This window comes from Streptomyces sp. NPDC050625 (assembly GCF_040654755.1).
Classification (GTDB): Bacteria; Actinomycetota; Actinomycetes; order Streptomycetales; family Streptomycetaceae; genus Streptomyces.
Genome location: NZ_JBFAIQ010000025.1, coordinates 48,267 through 72,082, shown reverse-complemented (window position 1 = coordinate 72,082; position 23,816 = coordinate 48,267). Strand labels below are relative to the sequence as shown.

Annotated in this window: 14 protein-coding genes and 1 pseudogene; 2 read left to right on the top strand and 13 right to left on the bottom strand. The window is 72.4% G+C overall.

Annotated features, from left to right (window positions below):
• Positions 1–8: 8 nt before the first annotated feature.
• The 13 genes from AB0I54_RS36855 to AB0I54_RS36795 all read right to left on the bottom strand — a co-directional run bounded on the left by AB0I54_RS36855 (position 9) and on the right by AB0I54_RS36795 (position 17,161).
• Positions 9–545 carry a phage baseplate assembly protein V gene (locus AB0I54_RS36855; protein WP_363300636.1) on the bottom strand — a complete coding sequence of 179 codons (537 nt, stop codon included), beginning with the start codon at positions 543–545 and terminating at the stop codon, positions 9–11.
• 36 nt (positions 546–581) lie between these two features.
• Entirely contained in the window at positions 582–1,721 is a 1,140-nt protein-coding gene (locus AB0I54_RS36850; RefSeq protein ID WP_363300635.1) for a hypothetical protein, read from the bottom strand.
• Complete coding sequence (locus tag AB0I54_RS36845; protein WP_363300634.1) at positions 1,714–2,076, bottom strand: hypothetical protein; 363 nt, start codon at positions 2,074–2,076, stop codon at positions 1,714–1,716. Before AB0I54_RS36845 ends, AB0I54_RS36850 begins: the two co-directional genes overlap by 8 nt.
• A 10-nt stretch (positions 2,077–2,086) precedes the next feature.
• The gene (locus AB0I54_RS36840; protein WP_363300633.1) at positions 2,087–2,773 is read right to left on the bottom strand and encodes a hypothetical protein; all 687 of its coding nucleotides are present in this window, start codon (positions 2,771–2,773) and stop codon (positions 2,087–2,089) included.
• Positions 2,770–3,477, bottom strand: coding sequence for a hypothetical protein (locus tag AB0I54_RS36835; RefSeq protein WP_363300632.1), 708 nt, complete (start codon positions 3,475–3,477; stop codon positions 2,770–2,772). The genes AB0I54_RS36840 and AB0I54_RS36835 overlap by 4 nt, the downstream gene beginning before the upstream one ends.
• A gap of 13 nt (positions 3,478–3,490) precedes the next feature.
• Positions 3,491–9,913 (bottom strand): DUF4157 domain-containing protein, encoded by a 6,423-nt coding sequence (locus tag AB0I54_RS36830; protein WP_363300631.1) that lies wholly within the window; start codon positions 9,911–9,913, stop codon positions 3,491–3,493.
• Entirely contained in the window at positions 9,910–10,194 is a 285-nt protein-coding gene (locus tag AB0I54_RS36825) for a hypothetical protein (protein WP_363300630.1), read from the bottom strand. The genes AB0I54_RS36830 and AB0I54_RS36825 overlap by 4 nt, the downstream gene beginning before the upstream one ends.
• Positions 10,185–12,218, bottom strand: coding sequence for an ATP-binding protein (locus tag AB0I54_RS36820; RefSeq protein WP_363300629.1), 2,034 nt, complete (start codon positions 12,216–12,218; stop codon positions 10,185–10,187). The genes AB0I54_RS36825 and AB0I54_RS36820 overlap by 10 nt, the downstream gene beginning before the upstream one ends.
• A 34-nt stretch (positions 12,219–12,252) precedes the next feature.
• A complete protein-coding gene (locus AB0I54_RS36815; RefSeq protein WP_363300628.1) occupies positions 12,253–13,188 on the bottom strand; it encodes a Pvc16 family protein in 936 nt (311 codons plus the stop codon).
• Positions 13,189–13,249: 61 nt separating this feature from the next.
• Positions 13,250–13,990 carry a hypothetical protein gene (locus AB0I54_RS36810; protein ID WP_363300627.1) on the bottom strand — a complete coding sequence of 247 codons (741 nt, stop codon included), beginning with the start codon at positions 13,988–13,990 and terminating at the stop codon, positions 13,250–13,252.
• Positions 13,983–14,711 (bottom strand): hypothetical protein, encoded by a 729-nt coding sequence (locus tag AB0I54_RS36805; protein ID WP_363300625.1) that lies wholly within the window; start codon positions 14,709–14,711, stop codon positions 13,983–13,985. The genes AB0I54_RS36810 and AB0I54_RS36805 overlap by 8 nt, the downstream gene beginning before the upstream one ends.
• Before the next feature lie 32 nt (positions 14,712–14,743).
• Positions 14,744–15,268, bottom strand: a complete 525-nt coding sequence (locus AB0I54_RS36800; RefSeq protein ID WP_004003113.1) for a phage tail protein — start codon at positions 15,266–15,268, stop codon at positions 14,744–14,746.
• A gap of 33 nt (positions 15,269–15,301) precedes the next feature.
• Complete coding sequence (locus AB0I54_RS36795) at positions 15,302–17,161, bottom strand: phage tail sheath subtilisin-like domain-containing protein (protein WP_363300624.1); 1,860 nt, start codon at positions 17,159–17,161, stop codon at positions 15,302–15,304.
• 596 nt (positions 17,162–17,757) lie between these two features.
• Here AB0I54_RS36795 and AB0I54_RS36790 point away from each other — a divergent pair.
• Both AB0I54_RS36790 and AB0I54_RS36785 read left to right on the top strand, forming a co-directional pair.
• Positions 17,758–18,611, top strand: a pseudogene (locus tag AB0I54_RS36790) (DUF4132 domain-containing protein).
• A complete protein-coding gene (locus AB0I54_RS36785) occupies positions 18,608–23,683 on the top strand; it encodes a hypothetical protein (RefSeq protein WP_363300623.1) in 5,076 nt (1,691 codons plus the stop codon). Before AB0I54_RS36790 ends, AB0I54_RS36785 begins: the two are co-directional and overlap by 4 nt.
• The last annotated feature ends 133 nt before the right edge of the window (positions 23,684–23,816 follow it).

Genomic DNA, 23,816 nt, shown 5'->3' with positions numbered 1-23,816 from the left:
CCCGTTGTCTATCGCTTGGAGTGCACGGTCAACTGGCCCTGGTTGATGGTCACTTCGCCGCCGCGCAGGATGACCTCGGCGCCCCCGCCGCTGGCGATGACCACGGCCTCCTTGGTGATGCGGATGTAGGCGCCGCCCTGTGCCTGGAGGAGGATCCCCTGCTCGGCTCCGGCGGTGTCGCTCATGACGATCTTGTGGGCCTGCGGTGTCTGGACGACCACGGGCTTGCTCGGCGCGTTCGCCTGGAGCTCACGGCGCGCGTCGGGCGGCAGCTCGCCGGCGTCGCCGTACCAGCACCCGGTCCACACGGGGAAGCTGGGATCCCCCTGTTCGAACTCCACCCACACACCGGCGCCGGGCGGCGGCACCACGAACTGGCCCGCCTCGGGCCCGGTGAACGGCAGGCAGGGCAGCGCCCAGGTGGACGCCTCGTCGCCGAGGACGTCAGGGACCTCGACGGTGATGCGGCCGATCCGCAGCGGGTCGTCATTGCTCACGACCCGGCCGCGGAACTTGCCGAGGTAGCGATTGCTGGGTGCGGCCATGCTGAACTGCTCCTGATGAGTGGGTCGTTGGTCGTCTTAGGGCCGGACGTAGTCGCTGCGCGCTTCCAGTCCCTCGCGCGAGAGGGTGAAGTTCTGCTGGAACGAGCCCGGGCGCAGGTTGTGGGTGACGGACTTGACGTAGTAGTCGCCGTCGTACGCCCGTCCGGCGCCGCGCACGCCGACGAGCCGGCGCGGCTGGAGGATGTAGCCGTGCCGGTTGACGTCCAGGGAGCCGGAGCCCGAGACGACGTCGGCGGAGACCGCGGCCCTGGCGAGGAGTTCGGCCTCGGCCTGCTCGCGCTGCTGCTTGGCGGTGCCGGACAGCGTCTTGCGCTTGAGGGCCGGGGTGGGCCGCCTGCCCAGGGGTGGGCGCAGCGGGCTGATGGGCGGCTGCGGCAGCAGGGTGGCCTGCCGGGTCCCCGGGTCCTGCCAGCGCGCCTGCGGCTCCTCCCGCGCGGTGCCGTCGTAGGCGAACGTCAGCTGGTCCACGGTGGAGTTGGCGTCCATGTTGACGTTGAGCGCGTGCTGCCTGAGGCCCAGTCTGACCTCGGGGCCCCAACGGGCCGAGGACTGGCCGGGGTTGGGTCCGGGCTCCAGATAGAAGGTGTAGCCGTTGGCCCGCGCCAGCTCGGTGACGTACTGCAGGTCGGTGCCGGTCTGGTAGTGGACGCGCAGGTCCTGGTGCGGGGGCTGGGCCACCTTCTCGGTGTAGACGTCGGGCCGGACGCCGTAGTCGGAGTAACGGCGCAGAATTGAGAGGACGCGCTCGGAGGGCGGCAGATTGGGGTAGCGGGCGGTGCGCTCCTCCAGGTCCATCAGCAGCGTGAGGTCCTCGCCGGTGACGGTCAGCGTGGAGTGGCCGGGACGGTTGCTGGCGCCGACCTCCTGACGCACGATCAGCCCGTCGAAGAGCACCTCGGGGGTGCCGCGGACGCTGACGGTGACGATGACGCGGGTCTTCGGGTCGAAGAACCCCTCGGGCAGCAGCCGCTGGTTGACCATCCCGTTCTTGGTGAGGTCGAAGGCGAGCTGGAAGCCGCTGCGCTCACCGGCGGTGGCGGTGATCTGGGCGGACAGCAGCGCCTCGGCGACCTCGACGGGGACCGGTCGGGCCAGGGTCGGCCCCATGAGGAGCTGGATGTGGACGGGGCCCTGCCCCACGGGCTGTTCAGACACGCCGCTCTCCGCGCGGGAAGCCGCCGGCGAGCGGAATGCCGATGACGCGTCCGGCCTCCTCGGTCAACTCCCGTGGGTCGAGGACGGGATTGGCGTCGGCGATCCGCCACCACTGCCCGGGGTCGCCGAGGAAGCGCTGCCCGAGCAGGTCGGGCCGCTCCCCTGCCCCGACGACGTGCGGCTCGGTCTCCTCGTCGAGTGGAGGGAGCAACCGGCGCTTGGTGTACCGGACTTCGGTGCCGTCCTCTCTCCTGTGCACGCCGATCTCGGCGTCGTGGTAACGGCTGGTGCGCGGATAGGGATGGGCGCCCGGTATCGCGTCCAGGGCGCTCTCGTACGGCTCGATGTCGGCCATGGTGTCCGTCTCAGCCCCTTCCGGTCACGAGATCGGTGCCCCCGAGTCCGAGGGCGCCCAGGCTGCCGCCTCGCGCGGCGGCCGCGAGCCGCTCCTTCTGCGCGAGGTGGGCCATGTACAGGTCGGCACCGCGGTGCCCGGCGGGCAGATCGCTGACGGTGAGGATCTTCATACCGATGCTCAGCGAGGCCCGTATCGGATTGAGGTTCACGTCGAAGGCGGACTCATTGATCGTCACCTCGGTCAGCCGCACGGGCATCACCCGCTTGCTCCCCCAGGTGAACAGCGTCAGCGGCATCTCGATCGGGCTGATCTCGATGCTCCCCTTCTGCGTCAGCTTGCTCGCGGCCCGCAGTTGCGCGGTGGTCGGCTGCACGAGCATTTCCAGGGTGGCGAGTTGCGGGTGGATCCCGTCGGGCGCGGCGATCTCCAGCTGATCGGTGGCGTCGATCTCGGCGGTGAACTTCCAGGTCTCCTGGGCGGGGCCCTTGAGACGGAGGGCCTCGTTGCGGTCCCCACTCCCGGCGCCCCCGCCACCGGCGTCCCCACTGTCCCCGGCCGTCTGCGGCGCGACGCTGCGCTCCAGGGTGTCCGGGTTGAACTGGAGGACGATGATGCGCTGGGGGGTGCCGGTGTCGGGGGCCATCACGACTATGCCGGAGCGGATGGGTTTGGGGATGTCGGCGTAGCGGGTCATGCCGTGTCTCCACCTTCTTTGCCCAGGCGCTCCGCAAGTCGCCTCGCGAAAGGCGTGTAGTCGTGTTCAGGGAAGATTTCCGGGAACACCTGCAGCATGTTGTGGATGTTCTCTGCGGCACCCTGGAAGTCGATGTCGTCGAGCGCAACCTCTGTGAAGAGGTATTGCCATCCGTAGGTCCCTTTGGTGACGAGCAAGGCGTCCAGGTATTCCGGGTATCCGATGTCCATGCGGAAGACCCCCCGGGTGGCCTGGTAGTACCAGACCTCGGGAACCGTCGCCCCTGGCGGGACACGCAGGGCGGCAAGGCTGCCACCGCCCCCTCTGGGGTGTTCGTCGAAAGGTCGCAGTTCGGTGTAGAGCCGACTCTCCTGCTCGGACGGCTCGTCGACGGCCGGTTCCACGCCTGGCACAAGCATGGCCGCGGCAATGTGCTGCAGGGAGAATTCTCCGGTCAGGTACAGGTCGGGCCGTTCGACGGCCCAGTGACTGGACAATCCTTCGAACCGAAGATAACTACGACGCAGCGAGGAATCCAGGAGGACTCCCCTCTCCTCGGCGATCAGTTCGAAGGCCTCGTCGGCATCGCCGATGTACTCGTCGACGAGCCCCCTCTCTTCGAAAAGGACGTCCAGACCAGGGGCGTCTTTCAGTTCATCGAGGAGGGCAAGGAAACGCCCCTCCTGGTCGGTCAGTTCGGGCACATCGTTCTCCGGGTCAGTTGTAGCGAAGTTCGTTCTGGCGGTTTTCCAGTTTTTGCAGGTCGAGTTTGAAACTGGTCATCTGACCCGCGGGTAGGGACCTCTTGTATTTCGTCATCCTCAGTCTGAGTGACCTGAAGTTGCGATAGGGCGCCTGCAGAACGACTGCCTTCGCGAACACCGGAGTCACACCGAATTTTCGGACGATCCGCGCCGGGCTCCGGCCGTTGATGTTGAATTCCGCATAGCGGCCCGGCTTCTCGATGTTGTCGCGCTCGTACGACATCTTGGTGGGTTTTCTGACCCACGTCCTGTTCTTGACCTCGTAACCACCCCACCTCATTCCGATGGACTTCGGGTAGGGGTAGTCCGGGTTGGCCCGGTCATCCGAATGGAACGCGACGTCGACCTTGTACCAGATCATGTCCTCGTTCTTGTCGACCGCGACGGCGCGGTGTGCCGGAAGTTCCAGCCGGAACGCGAACTTGGTGTTCACCTCCGAACCGGGCGCCGGCACCAGGTTGGACCCCTTGGCGGGACCGTCGAGCCGTTCGGTGAGGAGGTGCATGCGCACCCAGGTGTTGTCGGTGCTCGGCAGCGTGTCCCAGCCGAGAGGATTGCCTGGACGAGCCTGGGTGGAGACCTCGCCTCGCTTGATGTTCTTGTTGATGCCTGTGGCCTCGAAGCCACGGCCCCGGATCCCGTCCTGGAACTTCGGCATGACGGTCTCCAGCAACGGCGGCTTGTCGTCGGGGAACTCTCGCTGTTCCAGGAGGTACGCAAGCCGCTCCAGCTGGGTGTGCAGCCGGTTGCGCACGGACATGACCCGCTGGTACTCGGCGCGCGTCACGGTCGGAGGGAGCAGCTTCTGTGTCTCGGTCACATGCAGCAAAGCGCCTTCCGCCTGAATCCGGATCGCCTCTTGGGTCCGGCCTCGCGGCGTGTCCTGGATCGGTTCGATGTCCTTCGCCCAGGCCGCCAGATAGGAGCGGATCGCAGCCGGATCGCTGCGCACCATCAGGTCGGCGCCACGCCCACGGCCTCGGTACTGCAGGGTGTGCAGTTCACCCCGCCGGTCGTGGAACCAGACCTTGGGCATTTCGTAGTCGCGTGTCTGGTCCTGCCGCTTGTCCCGGTTCCGCCGGTCCCGCTCGTGCTTCTGCCGCCCGAGCAGCCGGTCCTTCATCCGCTGCCACTTCTCCCGCAGTCGCTTCGCCAGGTTGCGGAGCCTGTTGCGCAGGTCGCGGGCCTTGCCGAGCAGGGCGCGGGAGGCGCGGCGGACCTTGGCGAGGGCCTTGCTGACGGCGTTTTTGACGCGCTGGAGCGGGCGGCGTCGGTCCGGGGTCTTCGTGTGGTCCTTGTGATCCCGGTCCTTGCCGGTGCGGTCGCGCTTGGGGTCGCGCGGGGCGGCGCGGTCCGGTTTGCGGAGGTCGGGGCGGTGCTTGTCGCCCGGCCGGCCGGTGTCGGGGCGCTTCCCGTCCGGGTGCTTGGTGCTGGGCCTGGACTTGTCCGGGTGCTTCGTTTCCGGCCTGGACTTGTCCGGGGTCCTGTCGCCGGGTCGGCGGCCGTCGGGGCGGCGACCGGAGGGACGTTCGGGGCCGCGGTCCCCGGGGCGGGAAGGCGACGGTCGGGACGGGGACTTCGCGTCGTGGGCCGCGTCCTTCACGCCCCGGTTGGCGGAGTTGACGTAGCGGCCGTCCCTGCGGCGGTCCTCGTCGTCCCGCTTCTCCTTGGTCTTCGAGGACGGCGGTTCGGGCTTCCGGCCGGGTGTGGGCGCGGGGTCGGGACGGTTCGGCCTGGGAGCGGCCGTCCGCGCGGCCGGGTCGTCCTTCCGGGGCTGCTGGGCCTCCTTCTTCGGGGCATGGTCGTCACCGGACCCCGACTTCCCGCCGCCCCCGGGTCGGCCCTTGCCGAACAGCTTCCCGGCGCGCTCCCTGAGCGTGCGCGCCACCTTGCCGAGGTACTTGCCGATGCCGGCGACCAGCCACTGGTAGATCAGTTCCAGCAGGGCCACGACACCGGAGGCCACCGCCTTGGCGAACGGCAGCGCACCCTGGCCGCTCTTGACGGACTTCAGGAAGTTCATGAACAGGCCGAACGCCCGCAGGACCGAACTCAGCGCCTCGTACGCCGTCTTGAGCGCGTCGATGACGGCCATCACCCAGCCGGCACCAGGGATCAGCTTCGCGACCACCTTGGTCACGATCAGCTCACCGATGATCATGGGGAGTTGGGGGACGACCTCGTCCCAGGCCATCTTGGCCATCTCCTCCTTGGAGACGCCTCCGCTGATCAGCCGGTTGAACAACTCCATCGGTATGCCGATGAGCTGCTGGATCTTCTGGTTGAACCACTCCCGGACGGCGGCCTTGATCTCCGTGAACAGGTGCTCCTTGGCGCCGACGACCGCGGCGTCCTTGGCCTTGCCCAGCCAGCCGCCCGGGTCGGACAGGATGTCCGTCGCGATGGCCGCCCATTCGCCCAGGCTGTTCAGGATCGCCGAGCCCAGCTCCATGGCCTTGACCGTGACCGTCTCCGCGAGGTTCACGGCGGCCAGCAGTCCCTGCTCCATGAGGTCGAGGCCGGCCAGCAGCATGCCGCCGAACGCGTCGATCAGGGTGCCGGCGATCTTCTTGAGCTTGTCCGCGGCCTCGTTGACCTTCCGGACGGCGGCGTCGCGCAGCCCGTTGATGGTCCGACGCCACTTGGCCTGCAGGGCCGGATAGTCCTTGAGCAGGTCGTCACCGAGCCGGATCAGCTCGTCCGCGAAGGCGTTGATCTGGTCGATGACCCACTTACGGGCGTCGTCGATGAACTTGAAGACCTGCTTCTTGAAGTCGTCGATGACGCCCTTGACGTAGTTGCGGGCCTTCTCGAAGACGTCCTTGATGGCCTGCTTGAGCTTCTTGAACTGGTCCTTGATCCAGTTCAGGCCCTTCTCGAACCAGTTCCCGGAGTCCTTCTTCCCGTCGTCCCGCTTCTGCGACACGTCCTTCTCGGACCCCGTGCGCCGGTCGTCGATCTTCTTCTGGTCGTCCTTGGTCCGCTGATCGACGTCCTGATCGGTCTTGTCCTGCTTGTCCTTGATGTCCTTGCGGACCTTGGTGAACTTCTTGCTCTTCTTGCCGTCGGCCTCGCTGAGCTTGTCGTCCTGCTCCTTGCGCCAGCTGTCCCGGGAGCCGGCGATCTCGGAACGGCCCCGGCCGCGGGCGTCCGCCTGCTCCTTGGCGTTGGCGTCCACCTCACGCCGTACGTCCCGCTCGTACTGGCTGCGGTCCTGCCGGGCCTTGTCGTCCTTCTCCTTGCGCGCGGTGGTCATCTTCTGCCGCGCCTGCCCGAAGGCCTGCTTGATCCGGGGGCCCTGCTCATGCTCGGCGACGGCCGAGACCGCCTCGGGGGGCAGGCCGGCGCCGGGACTGCCGGGCGGCCCGCCGTCGGCGCCGGGCTGCGACTTGCCGCCGCCGATTTTCGCGGTGAGGGTCTCCTTGGGCACGTCCGGGTAGATCTGGTCCTCGCCCATCGGGCGGGCCGCGTCGTCACGGCCGGACTCGTGCAGTTCGGCGCTCTTGTCGTCGAGCAACCGGCTCTGCTTGTCCGTGCGCTCCGGGTCGGAGTCGTCCTTCAGCGGCAGCTTGGGCGCGTCACCGACCTTGGCGCCCTGAAGTCCCTTGTCGGTGGTGGGCAGATCGTTGATGGAGTCGGTGAGCTTGTGGAGCGGGAGCAGATGGGACAGCAGCTTCCTTGCGAGCGCGCCGCCGATCGCGATGGTGATGTCCCACCAGCCCGGCTCCTTCATGTTCGCGCCGGGCAACTCGCCTTCGGGGGTCTTCTCCCCCTGGATCTGCGGGGTGTTGCCCTGCGCTGCCTCCGTCTCGCGGACCTGCTCCGAGCTGTAGGCGCCCGGCTCGCCGGGCTTCGGTCCGCCGTGCACCGTCGTGGGCGAGCCGACGGGCCGCGCCATGCTGGGCGGGGCGTCCTTCAGGGAGCCTCGCTCCTTGTCCACCGAACGGCCGACGGCGGTGTCGACGCCCTTGAGAGCGGTGAGCGCCAGGTGCGGCTGGAGGCTCTCGGCCACGGCGAGACCGGCCTCGGGGGTGGCGTTGCCGACATCGGCAGCGGCGGCCTGCTTCTTGGGCCTGTCGGCGGCGCCTCCCGCGCGACCGCCGCCGCCCCCTCCGCCCGGAGCACGGCTCTGGCCGCTCCTGCGCCCGGGGGCCGCCGCCTTGGCGACGACGGGCGTGTCATCGTCCTGGCGTGCGGGCTCGTGCCGCGGCGGGGCTTCGGTCCTCGGCGTCGCCGACTCCACCTCGACTGCCTGGTCACCGACGCGGGTGTCGCCGCCGGCCGCCGGGCCGGGGGAGCTCACGACGGCCGGAGCCGGTGAACTCGCCTCCGCCTCCGGAGCCTTCTTCGGTGCGGGAGCCGTGGAACCGCCGCTCGTGGTGCCGCCGCCTCCGGAGGGGCTGCCCGTCTCCTGGCCCCGGGCGTCCTCGTCCGCACGGGCCAGCTTCCCCGGTGCGCCCGCCGTACCCTCGGCGGCGCCGTCAGAGCCGCCCCCGCCCGCCCGCTCGTTGGCACGGCGCGTCTCGGCCGCCAGGTCGCGGTCCTCCGCCCGGTCGGCCCGGTCGCCGCCCTCGTCGTCGGCGTCCGGGCCCGCGACGGGTTCCGGACGGTCGGCCGTCTCGCTCTCCGGGTCGGGGCCGACCTGCTGGTCGGCAGGCTCGTCCGCGGCCTCGGTTGCGTCGTCGGCGGTGTCCTTCTGCGGGCCGTACTCCTGCGGGCCGTCCTCCTCCAGGGCGGAGGCGAGTTCCTCGGCCTCGTCCGCGGTCACACGGGGCTCGGGCGGACGGCTGCGCGCGCCGTTCTCCGCGTCGGCGGCCGAAGTTGCGCCCGGAGCCGCCGTGTTGACCGTGCTGATGTCGCCCGAGAGCGACGCGGTGTCCTCCTCGGGTCGGGGACCGAGCTGCGGCTCCGCGTCGGCCTCGTCCTCCGACTCGTCGAGGAGGTTCTCCAGCTCGGCGAGGGCCTCTGCCGCACCGCTCTCGTCCAGGCCCAGCGGCCCGTCGTCGGGGTCCTGGTCGGTGCCGGGCGCCGCCTCCTCCTCGGCCGGGGTACGGGTGTCGTCCCGTTCGGCCGCGCTCCTGTCCACCGGTTCCGGCCGTACCGCACCGACCGGACGAGCCGGTGAGTCCTTGGCGGCGGCGCGGGCGGGCGCCGCCGGGGTCCGCGACTCCCGCGACCCCGCGCCGGCGTCCTTCCCGGGCGCGGCGGACCGCCCCTGGTCAGCACCGCCCTTGTCCTGTCGGGCGGCATCGGCCGAACCGTCCGCCACCTGAAGGGGCTTGGCCTCCTGGGAGTCCGTCGAGGAAGAGGCAGACGCTGCGGACGCGGCGAGGGACGCGGACGGCTCCGGAACCGTCCCGGCGTCAGGGCCGGACGCGGGGGAGGCGCCGGCGCTCCCGTCCTTCCTCGCCTGCTCGAAGGCCCCCGGGTCCTCGGCCTTGCGCCGCTGGGCCTCCGCTATCCGCTCGTCCTCCAGCCGCTCGGCGTTCTCCAGCCGCGCCTGCCATGCGGACTCGGCGCTCTCGCGGTCCTGCTCCAGCTCCTCGGCCGCGTCCGGCAGGGCGTGCGGAGCCGTGCCCGCCTCCACGGGGAGCGGGCCCTCCTCGACCTCGTCGACCAGGTCGAGCAGCCGGTCGTGATCCGGGGTGGGCAGCCGGATCTCCAGTCGGTCCAGGACCAGGTCCTGCAGATCGGGAGACATTCGCCCCAGGTGCTGCCGTACCCGCCCGGAGGCGTCCTCGGGGTCGCCGCGCAGGGACCGCAGGACGTCGTTGGCCAGGCGGTCCACCAGCGTTTCCGGGTCGACGCGCTCGGCGCGCGTACGGTCCGCGTGGACGGTGGCGTAGCGCAGCCAGCCGGGGGTCGCCTGCCCCTGCTCCACCTGCGGGGCTGGATCGGCGGCCGACGCGGACTCGGGTCGTACGAGATCCTGCGCCGCCGACTCCGCCTCCCGCTCGATCGCCTGCTGCGGCATGCTCACCGCGCCCGGCTCCCGCCCCGCCCGCAACGCCCCCAGCCCGTGCGGGTTCTGCACGGTGTGCAGCAGCTCGTGGGCGAGCAGCCGGCGGCCCTCGTCGGTGCCGGGCTTGAAGGCGCCGTCGCGGAAGAGGATGTCCTGGCCGACGGCGACCGCATCCGCCCCGAGCAGCTCCGTCAGCTGTGCGGCGTCGCGGCCGGTGTGCAGTCGTACGCGGCCGAGGTCGTGCCCGAGCTGTTCCTCCAGCTCGCGCCGTACGCCCGGGTCGAGCGGCTGCCCGGCACCGCTGACGATGTTCTTCGGCTCCGGAGCCCGGGACTTGGCGGCCCGCTCCTTGCGCTTGCGCCGGCGCTGTTCGGCGGCCTGCTCCGAACCGGTCTGCTGCGCCTGTGAGGTCACGGGGTCACCTCCCCGTGGCCGCTGAGTCCCTGGTGCACCGCGCGCGCCAGTTCCTGGCCGAGTCGTCGTGCGGACAGCCCGGCGGGCAGCGGGGGAAGACCGGTCAGCGCGTCGACGCTCACGGTGCCGTTCGCCGCCAGGGGGACGCCCTGCTCCCGGACCAGCCGGGCCAACTCGCCCTCGAACGCGGCCGAGACCCGGTCCGGATCCATCCGGAAGCCGTCGAGGACGAGTTCGCCGATCTCCACGCGGATCGCCGACGGCTGTCTGTTCACACCCATCCGCGCACCTCCGAGGGTGTCAGCGAGCGCTCCAGCTTGAGGTACTCGGTGCGGGCGGCCGCTAGCATGTGCCGCATCTGCAGCCGGTCGCCCTCCTCGGCCGCGAGGAACGCACCGGACAGGGCGATGTTGCGGATGGAGCCGCCGGCCACGGCGAGCCGGGCGAGGAGGGCGTGGTCGATGTCCTTGACCGGGGCCTGCGGTGGCAGCACGCGGCGCCAGATCTCGGCGCGTTCGTGCTCGGCCGGGAAGGGGAAGTCGACGACGAAGCGGATGCGCCGCAGGAAGGCGGTGTCCAGGGCCTGCTTCATGTTGGTGGTGAGGATGGCGAGGCCCCGGTAGGCCTCCATGCGCATGAGCAGATAGCTGACTTCGAGGTTGGCGTACCGGTCGTGGCTGTCCTTGACCTCGCTGCGCTTGCCGAAGAGGGCGTCCGCCTCGTCGAACAGGAGCAGCGCGCCGCCGCGTTCGGCGGCGTCGAAGACCCGCCGGAGGTTCTTCTCGGTCTCGCCGATGTACTTGCTGACGACCTGCGAGAGGTCGACGACGAACAGGTCGAGGCCCAGCTCGCGCGCCATGACCTCGGCGGCGAGCGTCTTGCCGGTGCCGGAGCCGCCCGCGAACAGGGCGGTGACGCCGAGGCCGCGGCGCAGGGTCGCGGCGAAGCCCCATTCCTGGTGGACGGTGGCGCGTTGCCGCACGTGCGCGACGATCTCCCGCAGTACGGCCGTCTGCCGCTCGTGCAGCACGAGATCGCCCCAGCCGGCCTGCGGCTCGATCCGGCGGCCCAGTTCGTCCATGCCGATCCGGGCCTCGTCGAGACCGGATCGCCAGGCGAGTGCGGCGGCGTCGAGTTCGTCCTCGTACGGCAGCCGGCGGCGCACGGTGGCCGCCACGGAACCGACGACGTGCGGCGGCAACTGGAACTGCGCCACCAGTGACCGGAGTTCGCCCTCCTCCAGGTCGGCGACCTCCTCGAACGCATCGGCCCACAGGGCGAGTTGCTCGTCGTCGTCGAGCCGGGGCACGGCCACGCGCACGCCGTGCGGGCGCTCGGTGCGCAGCGGGTCCTCGCTCGACACGACGACCGGTACGGCGGCACCGGCCAGGAACGCCTCGACGGCCGCCCGCTGATCGCGGTCCAGCTCGCCCACCTCCACGAGGAGCACGGCGGGCAGCAGGATCGCCTCCCGCTGCCACAGCCGGGCCAGCCGGTCGCGCTCGGCGGGGTCGGTCGGGATGTCCTCGGCGTTCATCGCGTACAGCCCGAGCCCCGACCGGGCGGCCGCCGCGGCGGCGAGGTCGGCGCGGCTGCGCAGGTCGCCGCCGGTGACCTCGACGAGCAGGGGTGCGCCCGGAGCGCGGCCGCCGTCCGTCCAGCCCTCGGCGAGCCGGCTCGCGGCGAGGTCGTACGACGGTGGCAGCGCGTCCGGCACCGGGGTGCGGCGCACCCGCCCGTGCAGCCGGGCGTCCAGGTGGGGCGAGCCCAGCAGGAAGTGCAGGATGCGCTCGTCCAGCCGGAGCCGGGAGGTGGTCAGCCGTGTCTCGTCCTCCAGCTCGACGATCCGCCAGCGCCTGAGCGGTGCCACGGGCGTGAGCGCGCTCCAGTGCGGACCGTCCAGCGCGGCCAGGGCGAGCGAGAAGGTGGGGTGGGCCCGCCCCGGGTCACCGGCGGCCGCGGCGCACCGGGCACCGGCCGTGGGCTCCAACTCCTGGGCGGCGGTGAGCAGAACGAGGTCACGCTCGAAGGGGGTGAGCCCGAAACAGGTGACGAGGGCGTCGAGCAGGGCGGGGGCCGGGACGGTGGGCACGACGGCGTTCCCCCGCGCACCGTCCGGTGCGTGCGCGTCGGATCCGCCGGTCGGTCCGGCCGCGGAACCGGCACCCGCGTCGGCCGCCGCGTCCGGTGCGGTGGTGGCGCGTGTCGCGTGGGTGTCGACGCATGCCAGGACGCGGCGGATCTCGGCGCTCAGCGCCGCGCTGCCGTCGCCTGCCTCCGCAGTGCTCGTCTCGTATGTCCCCATGTGCTCACCTGCCCCCGTCGACCCCAACGTCGCCTCAGTTCTCCGTGCCCTCGTCGCCGCCCGCGCCCGCTGCGGAGCCCGGGTCCGTGGGCTCGGCGGGCGGCGCGCTCTTGGCCGTCCGCACCGTCTTCGCGGTCTTCGCTGTCTTCGCCTGCTTCGTGGCGGCCTTGACCGGCGGCACCGCCGCCTTGCGCGGCCGCGCCGGCGCCTTGGCCGCGGTCCTGGCCACGGCCTTCGCCGGTGCCTTCGCGGCCTTCGCGGCCTTCCCCGCGTCGGTCGCCCCGTCCGGCTCATCCGCCTCACCCGACCCGTCCGGCTCGTCGGCACGCGGCCCGGGCCCCGGAGGGACCGGCGCGCCCGGCGCGCCGAACGGCAGCACCCGGACCTGGGACCGTTCCACCCGCTTCCCGGGGACGGGCGTCTCGCGGCCGTCGATGAAGACGAGGGAGGCCTGGTAGACCACCGACAGCGCGTAGGGGGTCTGGTAGAGCATCCCCCACAGCTTCGATGTCTCGTCGACGTCCATCACCATCGGCGTGAACCGCACCCGCTGCGCCGCCTCCGCGAGATTGCTGCCCGTCAAGTAGGGCCGCTCACCGGCGAGTTCGATGATGTCCCGGGGCAGGATCGGCGTCTCGTGCAGGGTGCGCACCACGGAGCCGATGAGCCGCTGCCCGACCAGCTCGGTCTCGTCGCCGTACGCGCTGATCACATAGTGCAGGTCGAGCGCGGCACTGGCCCGGCGCACCAGCGTGCCGTCGGACGCGCGCGTCGGCAGGTCGTTGTTGCGCTGCGAGGTGTTGGGTGTGACCTGGTACAGGAACACGGAGATGGTGGGGTCCGCCGGCGGTTCGGCGGGCGGCTTGCGCGGCTCCACCTTGACGCCCATGTCGATCTCCGGCCGCAGATGGGACTCGATCAGCAGGGCGAGGGCCTGGCTGACATGGGCGATGGCGAGTGCGTTGCTCATGACGTCAGTTCCTCGGTTCCTCTCGTGTTGCCGGTCCTGCCGTTGTCACTGCCGGTGCGGCTCACTCGCGCCCCCGGGACAAGTAGTCCGCCAGGCTCACGGCGGCCCCCGGCCGCTCGGCGCGCCGCGCCGGCTGCCGTGCCCCGGTGCCCGGCCGGCTGGCCGTCACCTCCAGGCGCCCGATCTGTACCTGCACCACCTGCTCGGGTGTCCGCGCCGGCCGCCGGGCGGCGGCCAGCCGGACTGCGTCGCGGGCCGCCGCCGTGTCCGCGGCGGTGGGGCGTGGTGCCGCGGACACGACGGTGGGGGGAGCGGCGTCCGTGCCCGGGGGGATGGGTGCGGACGCCGCGGTGCGGTCCGCGCCCGGTTCCGGGCGGCCTCGCCCGGACGTGCGCGGCCCGGTCCGGGGCGCCGACAGCGGTCCCGGCGCCAGGGGCGCGAGGGGACGCAGCAGCGGCGTCTGTGCCGCGAGGGGCGAAGCGGGGCGCGCCTGGGGCTCGGCGGGGGCGCGCTCCGTGTGTACGACGGTCCGCTCCCGTTCCGTGTGCCGCCGGACCTCGGCGGCGGCCGGGCGCGGCGCGTCCCGGTCCGGTACGGCAGTCGGCAGGGCGGACGGCCCGGTCACCGGGTCGGTGGCGTCGGGGTCCGCGGTCCGGGACCGTACCGCCTCCACCCGCTCGAACGGGCCGGGCAGCCGGGGTCGTACCCGGACCGTGTCCGGTCGTGGGGCGGCGTGCCGGGCGATCAGCCGGTCGAGGAAGTCGGGCTCCGCCGGCGGCGCCCCCGAGGAGGAGTCAGACATCCGCACACAGCTCCAGGTAGTAGCGGCGCCGCAGCGGGCTGAGCGCCAGGATCTCCGGCTCGCTCCAGCCGTAGGCGGTGGCGAGCAGGTGGACGTCGAGGAGCACGTCCCGTGCCCAGGCGTCCAGTTCGGTCCACAGGTACGAGGCGATGTCGAGTTCGGCGCGGGTGGCCGCGCCGCACTCGGGGCAGCCGACGTTGAGCGTCACGTCGGCGCCCGGGTCGGCCGCCTCGACGGCATCGGCGATCCGCCGCTGTACCGGCGCCGGAAGGGCGTCGGCGGTCACGGCACTCCCGTCGTGGACGGCCGAGACCAGACAGTGGGCGAGCAGCGCGGCGCGCGGGTCGGCGGCCCGGGCCGCCGCCGTCAGGTCGGCGGGGCCGGGGAGCCGGAACGCGAGGTCCCAGCCGTCCTCCGACAGCCGGACGACCGACTCCCCGGCCGCGCCCAGTGACTTGGCGAACTCACCGGCGTCCAGGTCGAACTCCATGTCCGCACCGCACGCATGGCACTCCATCCGCACCTGCATGCGCTCGCCGAACAGCGCCCGGCGCAGTGCGAACAGGTCGGACTCGCGTTCGCCCACCGGCACCGTCGGCAGTGCGGCGGGGTCGAGGTCCGGACGCGCCGTGCCGTGCAGCAGCACCGCGCGTCCGGCGGGCGCCTCGGCGAGTCCCGCCTCCCAGGTGGCCAGCAGCCCGGCCGCGCCGGTGATCGCCATGTCTCCCCCCGATTCCCTCGACTACCGCCGCCTCAGGCCGGGTTGAGGAAAGAGGGCTCCTCGGGCTCGGGCACCTCGTAGTCCCGCTCCCAGCCCTCGCACTCCAGCTTCAGGGACTGGATGGCCACCGCGTTGGCGTTGGCGTCCAGTTCGCCGAGCACCTGGTACTCGCTGGGCCAGGTCCGGTACAGCTTGTGCGAGACGGCGACCTGGCCCGCCTCGTTGAGGACCTGGATGACGATGTCCTTGCGGAAGTCGGCGAGGGACACCTCGGAGCCGAGTCCGGCGCCGACCTGCCACACCTTGTTGGCCCAGCGGTCGAACTCGGGGTCGTGGGTGACTCCGCGCTCCAGGGTGATGCCCTCGAACTCTGAGCGTCCCGGCGACTTGCGCGGGGAGGACGGGTCACCGCCGTGGCGGTGCTTGACGACCTCGGTGGTCCTCTTCAGCGGACTGATCTTGCTGATGCCGGCGACCGTACGACCGTCCCACAGGACCAGGAACTTGAAGTTCTTGTAGGGGTCGAAACGATGGGCGTTGACGGTGAACTCTGCCATCGGATTCCTTCAGTTCTCCAAGATTCCCGGGGCCTACAGCTCGAACTGCGCGGAGGTCTGCTGGATTTTGACGATCACGAACTCCGCCGGGCGGACCGGTGCGATGCCGACGAGGACGTTGACGACGCCGCTCGCGATGTCCTCGTCGGTCGTCGTGTCGCTGTCGCACTTGACGAAGTAGGCCTCGCGCGGGGTGCCGCCCTTGAAGGCGCCCTGCCGGAACAGCGTGTGCAGGAACGAGGAGGCGCTGAGCCGGATCTGCTGCCACAGGTTCTCGTCGTTGGGCTCGAACACCACCCACTGCAGGCCGCGTTGCAGGCTCTCCTCGACGTGCAGCGCGAGCCGGCGAACGGGGACGTACTTCCACTCGCTGTCGAGCGCGTCGGACCCCTCCAGGGTGCGGGCGCCCCACACCAGCGGGCCGGTCAGCGGGAAGGTGCGCAGGCAGTTGACGCCGAGCGGGTTGAGCAGTCCGGTCTCGCGGTCGGTCAGGTCGACCGTGAGCGAGTGGACGCCGGCCAGCCGGGCCTCGGTGCCGGCCGGTGCCTTCCACACGCCGCGCTCGGAGTCGGTGCGCGCGATGACGCCGGCGACAGCTCCCGAGGGCGGGAAGGAGCGCAGCCGCCCGGTGAGCGGGTCGGTGAGCTGGAGGTGCGGGAAGTACAGGCCGGCGTGGTTGCCGCGTACGGCGTCGAAGGCGGCGAGCCCGGCGCGTGCCGTGTCCACGCTGACCCAGGTGCCGGGGGCGTCGACGAGCAGGAAGATCCGCCGCTCCTGGCACAGCCGCTGGGCGGCGGACACGACCGTGATCGCGTCCTCGGTCTTCTCGTACGCCGCCAGCTCGGGCAGGACGAGGAGGTTGACGTCGGCGACCCCGCGCAGCGCCTGGATGCCGGTCTTGTCGGCCTCGGAGCCGATGAGGTCGCGCGGTCCGGGTGCCTCGCCGTCCTCGCCGCCCTCCAGCGGGAAGACGGGCGGGTTGACGGAGGCCTCCAGGCCGAGGTCGTTGGCGCACTCGCCGAGGAAGCGGACGACGTCCTCGGGGTCGGTGGAGCCCGCGACGACCTGGATGCGCCGGCCGAAGGCGGTGACCTCGGCACCGGCGAAGGCGTGCTTGCCCGGGGCGTCCGGCAGCGCGCGCAGCTTGCGCTCCAGGAGCAGGGCCAAATCGACCACGGTGGACGGGGCTTCGCCGTCGCGGTCGGGGTCGTAGAGCGTGAACTCGCGCTCCACGTCGCCGATCTTGACGGTCAGGTCGACGGTGAGGTCGGGCAGTTCGTGCCCGAACGGCTTGGAGACCGTGCCGGACGGGTCGGGGCGGCCCTCGCCGACGACCTCGACGCGGATCAGCCGGGAGCCGGCGTTGATCACGGTCTGCGCGTAACGGCCGTCGGACGGGTCCATGGACAGGCCGGTGAAGCTCTCCCGGGCGTCTCCCCTGGCGTCGTACACCCGCAGGTCGAACGTGTCGTCGGGGCACGGTGTGTCGTGGTCGACGGCGACGCGCAGCCCGTTGCCCCAGACACCGGGCTCCTTGGCGTGCACCTCCAGGACCCTGCTCTCGCTGTGGCCCTCGGTGGACTCCAGGGTGACGCCGGCGGCCTTGCCGCTGCCGGCCTTGGTGACCCGGACGATGACGGCGACGGTGCCGCCGTTGCCGAAGAACTGGTGCACCGCGTAGCCGACGGCGCTGCGGGCGCTCAGTCCGCCGAAGCGGCGCTCGAACTCCGCGAAGCTGGTGACGCGTACCGGCTCGTTCAGCGGACCTCGCCGGGTGTGGCCCACAAAGGCCGTCACCGACGTGGTCAGGGTCGAGATCGTGCGGGTGCTGCTGGGAAGCTCTTCGACGTAGACGCCGGGATACGTCGGCTTGGCGGCGCTCACCGCGCTCATCGGCTTTCCCCCTCCTGTCCCTGTCTCGGGCACCGGACGATGACACCAAGAGGCAGTCGGTGGAGGAGTGTGTTCCGGATTCGGCGCGGCAAACGGCCCCGCACGCAGGGCGGCGGCGGCCGAACGCACGCATCAGTTTCCCCCGTCAGCACCCGGGCCAGTGGGTGGTCCGGGTCAAGCAGCGCGCTTGTGACTCCTGATGCTCAAGTGCTCAATCCACCTTGATGCGCGGGGAATTGACGGAACAAGGCACCTTCAGGCCACCCCGGGAGAAGGTTTCGTGAAGGTCGACTCCCGGTATTCACACGCCACACCCGCGCGCCCTCGACAGCCGGTCCACAGCTTCTGCACAGAGGCCGTCCGCGCAGGAAGGCGGTCGGATCCCGGCTCTCCCGGGAACCCCGGAGGACACCGCGCCGACGGTGGCACGCGGGCCCGCACACCGTCTCCAGTCCTTCTCCAGTCGTACACAATCCACGGTGGCCGAATCCGCCGGGATCACCTCCACGGACCGTCGTCTCCATCGGCCCGGGGCGCTGTCAGTGGCCTCCCCTACAGTTCCCGTCACTTGATCACTGCGGTGCGGGGAGGCACGTATGGGGTGGGTTCCGGCGGGCGACTACGAGGTCGCCCTCGACGGCGGAAAGGTGGTGTGCCGCAACGCCGCCGGACGACGGCTGAAGTCCGTTCCGGCCAAACTCGCGGACGATCCCACGGTGACCGGGCTGCGGCAGCTCGCCGAGTGGCTGGAGCGGCACGACCGCCAGTGCCTGACCGACGTCGAGCGGTGGATGGTGCGCTCGCTCCCGGTGCCGCTCGCCGTACTCGCCGGGGTCTGGCCCGACCCCGCCTGGCGGTCCGCCCTGCGCGACGTCGTCGTCACGGGCGCCGACGGAGAGGTCGCCGGGTTCCTGAGGGACGCCGACCCCGAGCGCGGGCTCGGTCTGGTCGACCTCGACGGCGACACCGTGCGCATCACCCCCGACCTCGTCCGCATCCCGCACCCGGTGCTCCTCGACGACCTGGAGGAGCTGCGGGAGTTCGCCGTCGAACTCGGCGTCGAGCAGCGCGCCCAGCACTCTTCCGCGAGGTGTGGCACCGCCCGGCCGCGCTCGACACCGAGGGCACACAGGTCGAGGAGTACGCGGGCGGGGCGTTCAAGGAGCTGCGGTTCCTGCACGGCAGGGCGGCGCAGCTGGGCTACCGCGTGCGCGGGGGACACGCCGTCTGCTCCGTGCTGGAGGACGGCCGCGGCACCGAGGCCCGCGTGTGGATCGGCGACTACGACGGCTACGCGGACACGGAGACCGGTCCCCTCATGTGGACGGACTCCGCGGGCCGGGCGCTGAAGCTCGGTCAGGTCGGGCCGGTGGCCTGGTCGGAGGGCATGCGCATGGCGGCGGCGCTGTACGCGGGGCGGGACATCGAGGACGAGGAGCGGGCGGCATGACAACCACGACGACACACGACGGGACCACCGTGGCCGCGCTGCTCGACGCCGGCGCCGTCCTGCCGCCGGGCAGCACCTCCCGGGAGGACGCGGACGTCCTCACCGTGCGCACCTACACCCACCCGGCCCTCGCGGAGCGCAGTGTGGTCCGGCTGGTGCCCGGCACCCTCGGCGAGGCCGAGGACCTGGCCCTGGAGTTCCTCGGGCTCACCCGGGAACCGAAGACCCCCGAGGTCGGCCAGGTACGCCGGGAGGCCCTGGGCTTTCCCGCCTGGGCACTGGTCAACGACCCGGCCAACGGGCACCATGCGCTGGCCCTGGTCAAGGACGTCGAGCGGCTCGCCCGGCAGGCCAAGTCCCGTCCGGGCACCGCCAAGGACGGCTTCGAGGAGCTCGGCACCCGGCTCGGCCGCACCGTGCCGCACTTCCTGCCCACCTTCTACGAGCAGGCGGCCCGGGTCTTCCTCCAGCACGAGAACACCACGTACGCCGCCGCCTTCTTCGGCAAGGCGCGCGAGGCCGAGCGGGTGCACGCCCTCACCGTGGACGAGGAGCGGCAGCGTGCCGTGTTCCTGGAGTTCGCGTTCGCGGGCGCGCTGACGGTCAAGGCGCTCAAGGAGTATGTGAAGGACCTCGCCCGCCGTCTCGACCCCGCGACCGCATGGGCGCAGTTCCGGCAGCTGACGGTGGAGCGCTGCGCGGCGGGCATGCCGCCGTACGCCTCGCTGCCGCAGGACGCCCGCGGCCTGATCAAGGCGGCCGGTCTGGACCGGGTCACCGAGGAGTGCGGCCTCGTCGCCGATCTGATCGCCTCCCCCGCCGCCGTCCGGGCGCCCGCCTCCTTCTGGACCGCCTACCGCTCCGTCCTGCCGGCCCTCGCGGAACGCCGGCCTGCCGTCCGGGCCCGGCTGCTGGAGATCATGCCGGCCGGGCTGGGCCGCGAGGTCGCGGACGACGAGTTCTGGCTGGCCCTGCTCGCGGAGTGCGGGGCCGAGCGGCTGCTGACGGACGGGGACGAGGTCGACGCGGCGGACTGGCTGAGCCGTTGGGCTCTGCACCGCAAGCACGGCGGGGCGGTCTCCAAGCGTTCCCCGGCCACGCTCGCGCTGGTCGCACGGATGGCGCCCCGGCTGCGGGCCGACGGCCGGGCGGTCGACCTCTTCACCGGCCGCTGGCGCGACGGTGCCGAGCTGGACCTGCTGGACCTGTGCGCGGCGGAGGGCGTCCCGCTCATCCTTCCCGACACCGGCGTGGACGTGCACCTGGGCCTCGACGGCTGGCTGCGCGGCTCCCGGGACGAGCGGCGCGACCTGGTCGCCACCGCGGCGGATCCGCGGCTGCGCGCCCTGCTGTTCCAGGCGGTGGGCACCCTGGGCGACCACCGTTCGGCCACCGACCGGCTGAAGGCCGCCGAGCACCCCGTGCTCCGGGACGTACTGCGCGAGTGGCTGGAGGCCTCGGCCAAGGAGTTCGCCGGCTCGGTGGGCCTGCCCGGCGCCCGCACGGCACTGGAGCGGCTGCGCCCGTTCCGCGGTGTGGCCGCCGAGGTCGGTCCGCTCGCGGTCGCCGCGGTCGCGGAGCACCGGGTCGCGCCGCTGCTCGGCCGCACCCTGCGCGCGGGCATCCTGGACGAACTGGGCTGGCCCGCGCTGGAGGAGGCCCTGCGGCTGCTCGACACCAAGCCGAGGAACGGCGAGGACAACACGCTGACCGTCACCGAGGCCTGGCCCGCGCTGATCCTCGCGCGCCCGCACAAGGCGGTCGTCGTCGGCCCGGACGAAATCCTGCTCGACCACGACCTGCGCCTCCCCGCGGACCTGGACCGCTGGCAGCGCCCCCGCTTCCGCTACACCGACGGCGAACTGCTGGTGATGTGGCGGCAGGGCAGCAAGCAGTCCGCGTACTGGTCCGCCCGGCCGGCCGAGGTGTTCACCCTCGGCGGCGAGCAGATCCCCACCTGGTGGTCCGGCGACGACACCGGCACCCCGTCGATCCCACTGCCCGGCGGCGGCCGCGCCACCGGCGGCCGGACCCTGCACGCCGGTGACACCGTCCTGCCGCCCACCCGGTCCGTGATCGGCGACGGCACGACGTACTGGCGCCAGGGCCGACAGGGCCGGCAGACGGTGTGGCTCGAGTACGACCCCGGCACGGGCACGCACGGACGTGCCTCGCTCCCCGCCTTCCTGCGGTCCGGTATCCGGGAGGACGCGTCCCTGCAGCTCGGCGGCTGCGAGGTCCTGCCCCTGCAACCCGGCCTGGAGCACAGCCCCTTCGGCACCGACGGCGCGGTCCTCGGCCGCTGGGTGCGCCAGGAGGGGAAGGACGCCGAGGCACGCTTGGTCGCCGGTACCCCGGACGGCCGGACCGTCACGCTGCCGGTGGAGCGGGGCCGGATGCGCGGTGTTCCGCTGGGCGCGCTACGGCTGCCCGGCGGGGCGGAGCCGGTCGTCGCGCGCGTCAACACGCGTGTGTCGCTGTTCGCGGCGGACGACACCTCCTCCGCCGGAGAGCTCGGCCGTGTGACGCCGCACGAGCGGGGTGGGGAGTTCGCCGCCGGCACCCGGTTCGTGCCCCCGGTCACCTTCTGGCACGCCCTGCGCCCCCGCGACGAGCGGGGGTCGGCGGTGCTGCGCGCCCTCACCGACGAACGGGCGGCCGAGGTGCTGCGGGTCACCGCCGCGGCCCTGGCCGAACGGCAGGAGCGGATAGCCCGGGCGGGCGGCTCCGGCGCGGCGGCGGCCGGTGCGGCGGCGGCCGGACAGAACCTCCACGGACGGACAGCCGGGCAAAACCTCCACGGACGGACGGCCGGACAGGCCGCCGACGCCGAGCCGGCCATGCCGACCGTACCGACCGCGGACGAGTTCGCCCTGCGCGCCGTGCGCGAGGCCCTGCCGGAACTCACCGACCAGCGGCTCCTCATGGGCGTCGCCGCCCTGGTCCGCTCGGCGCTGCGCATCGCCGAGTCCGCCACCGCCTTCGTGACCCCGCCCCAGCAGCGGCCGCTCCAGCCCACCAACCGGACCCACGGCATGTTCGCCGACTACAAGCCCCGGCACGGCGAGGACCGGACGCTGCACGACGCCGCCACGGGCATCGCCGAGCTGAACGGCTGGTGGGGCGGCGAACGCTGGAGCGTGCTCCAGCAGATCCGCGCGGTGAACCACGTGCTCTCCGGCAAGCCCGCCGACGGCAAGCCGCTGCCCGGAGAGCGACTCGCCGTCCTCACCGACGGCTGGCACAGCGACGAGCACACCGTCCCCGGCATCGGCACGGTGTGGCCGTCCGTGCTGAGCACGCTGCGCCCGCTCGCCTACCGGGCCGCCTCACCCGCCCTGACCGACGACCAACGCGAGCCGCTGCTCCTGCTGTTCGAGGCGATCGCCGAAGGGCCGCTGGCGACCCCCGCGGGAACGCTCCGCGAGATCGTGCTCAGCGAACCGCACGACAAGCAGCAGCGTGCCGGTCAGGTGCTGCGCCGTGCCGGCCGTACCGTCGTGCTCCTGGGCTGCCAGAGCATCGACGGCCAGCGGGAACGCGTCAACTGGCTGGCCCTGGACCACGACCCGTCCGGCGCGTTCGGCGCGGTCGCCCACTTCACGCTGGAGACCGAGACCAGGCACACCTCGGCGATCACCGCCGAGCGGCTCGCCGACGTCACCCGGCTGCTCCGGGACAAGGGCGCGGCCCCCTGGCGGCCCGAGGCACCCGAGGCGCTCGCCGCGGCCACGGCCGGCGCGCTGGGCCCGGTCCAGGCCACCGTGCTGCTCGCCGGGCAGCCGCACGCGCCCGGTGCCGAGGGCCTGGCCACCATGGGACTCAAGCCGCGGCAGAGGGACTTCGGCAACGGCATGCTGGGCTCGGTGGACCGACGGGACCGGGCGGCGCTGATCGGGGCCCTGCTGCCCGAGGACCCCGCCGACCTGTGGACGGCCGGACCGGACACGGCGGCCGCGGGACGGGTGTGGACCGAGCGGCTCGGTTCGTTCGTCCGGCTGCCCGAGGAGGTCGCCGCCGGCCTCTCCGGAATGTCCGTCGGCTCCGCCGAGGCCCTGCTCAACCCCGCGCGCACTCCCTGGCTCAGCCGCACCACGGTCCAACGCCCCGACAAGGACGGCAACCTCGTCGCGGAGGACCCCGCGGCGCTCCCCGGGCGGTACGACCTCACCCGTGCCGTCGACGCCCTGGCCGAGCTCGCCTACACCCTGCCGTACGGGCATCCCCTGCGCGCCGCCCTGCCGGACGGCCTGGCCGCCCTGCGCCGCCGCGTCGCCGACCCGGAACTGCTCGTCGACCTCGACATCGAGTGGACGGAGAAGGGCGGGCCGACCGCCGTCGAACTCCGCAAGGCGTACGGCCTGCCCGCCACCGGAGGCGCCGACGCGTACGGTTTCACCCGGCTCGGCGAGGCACTCGTGCTGCGCCCCTGGTACGGCGACACCGAGACGGTCCTGGTCCGCCCGGCCGGGCTCACCGGCCCGGACGACGCGGTCCTCGGGCTCGTCGAGGGCCTGGTGGCCCCGGCGCGCCGGGGCGGTGTGCGGGCGCTGCGGACCATCCTCGGCGACGACCTCGCCCGGGCCCTCGCGGCGGGCACGGACGCCGAGGGGCCCACGGGCCACGCCCAGGACGCGAGCGCGAGCGTGCCCGCTCTCGTCACCGAGGTCGCCGCGGCCCACGGCCTGGGCGAGGACGCGGCTGCGCTCTACCTCCAGCTGCTGGCGCTGCCCGATCCGACGGACCGCAACTGCGCCCGCTGGACCGGCTGGAAGCCCGCCCGTATGAAAAAGGCCCGCGCCGAACTGGCCGCGACCGACCTGGTCGTCGAGGCCAAGCGGCCGCGCGCCGGGCGCACCCTGTTCCTGCCCTGCGGCTGGTACGACCTCAAGGCCCCGGCGGTGCCGGTGGAGACCTGGAAGGAGGGCCTCTACCCGGTCACCGGCCGCGCTGTGCCGCTCCTTGCGGTGCCCGAGCTGTTCGCCCGCGCCTGGGACCGCGTCCGCGCGGGAGACGCTCCGGCGTACGAGGAACTCACCACCCGTACCGGCCGGAAGGGACGCCGCCGGTGACCGCGCTCCTTCATACGCCGACGGCCGCGCACCTTCGCCTATCGATGGCCGCGCCTCTTCACCCGCCGACGACCGCGCATCTTCACCCGCCGACGACCGCGCATCTTCCGCTGTCGAGGACCGCGCCGCTTCC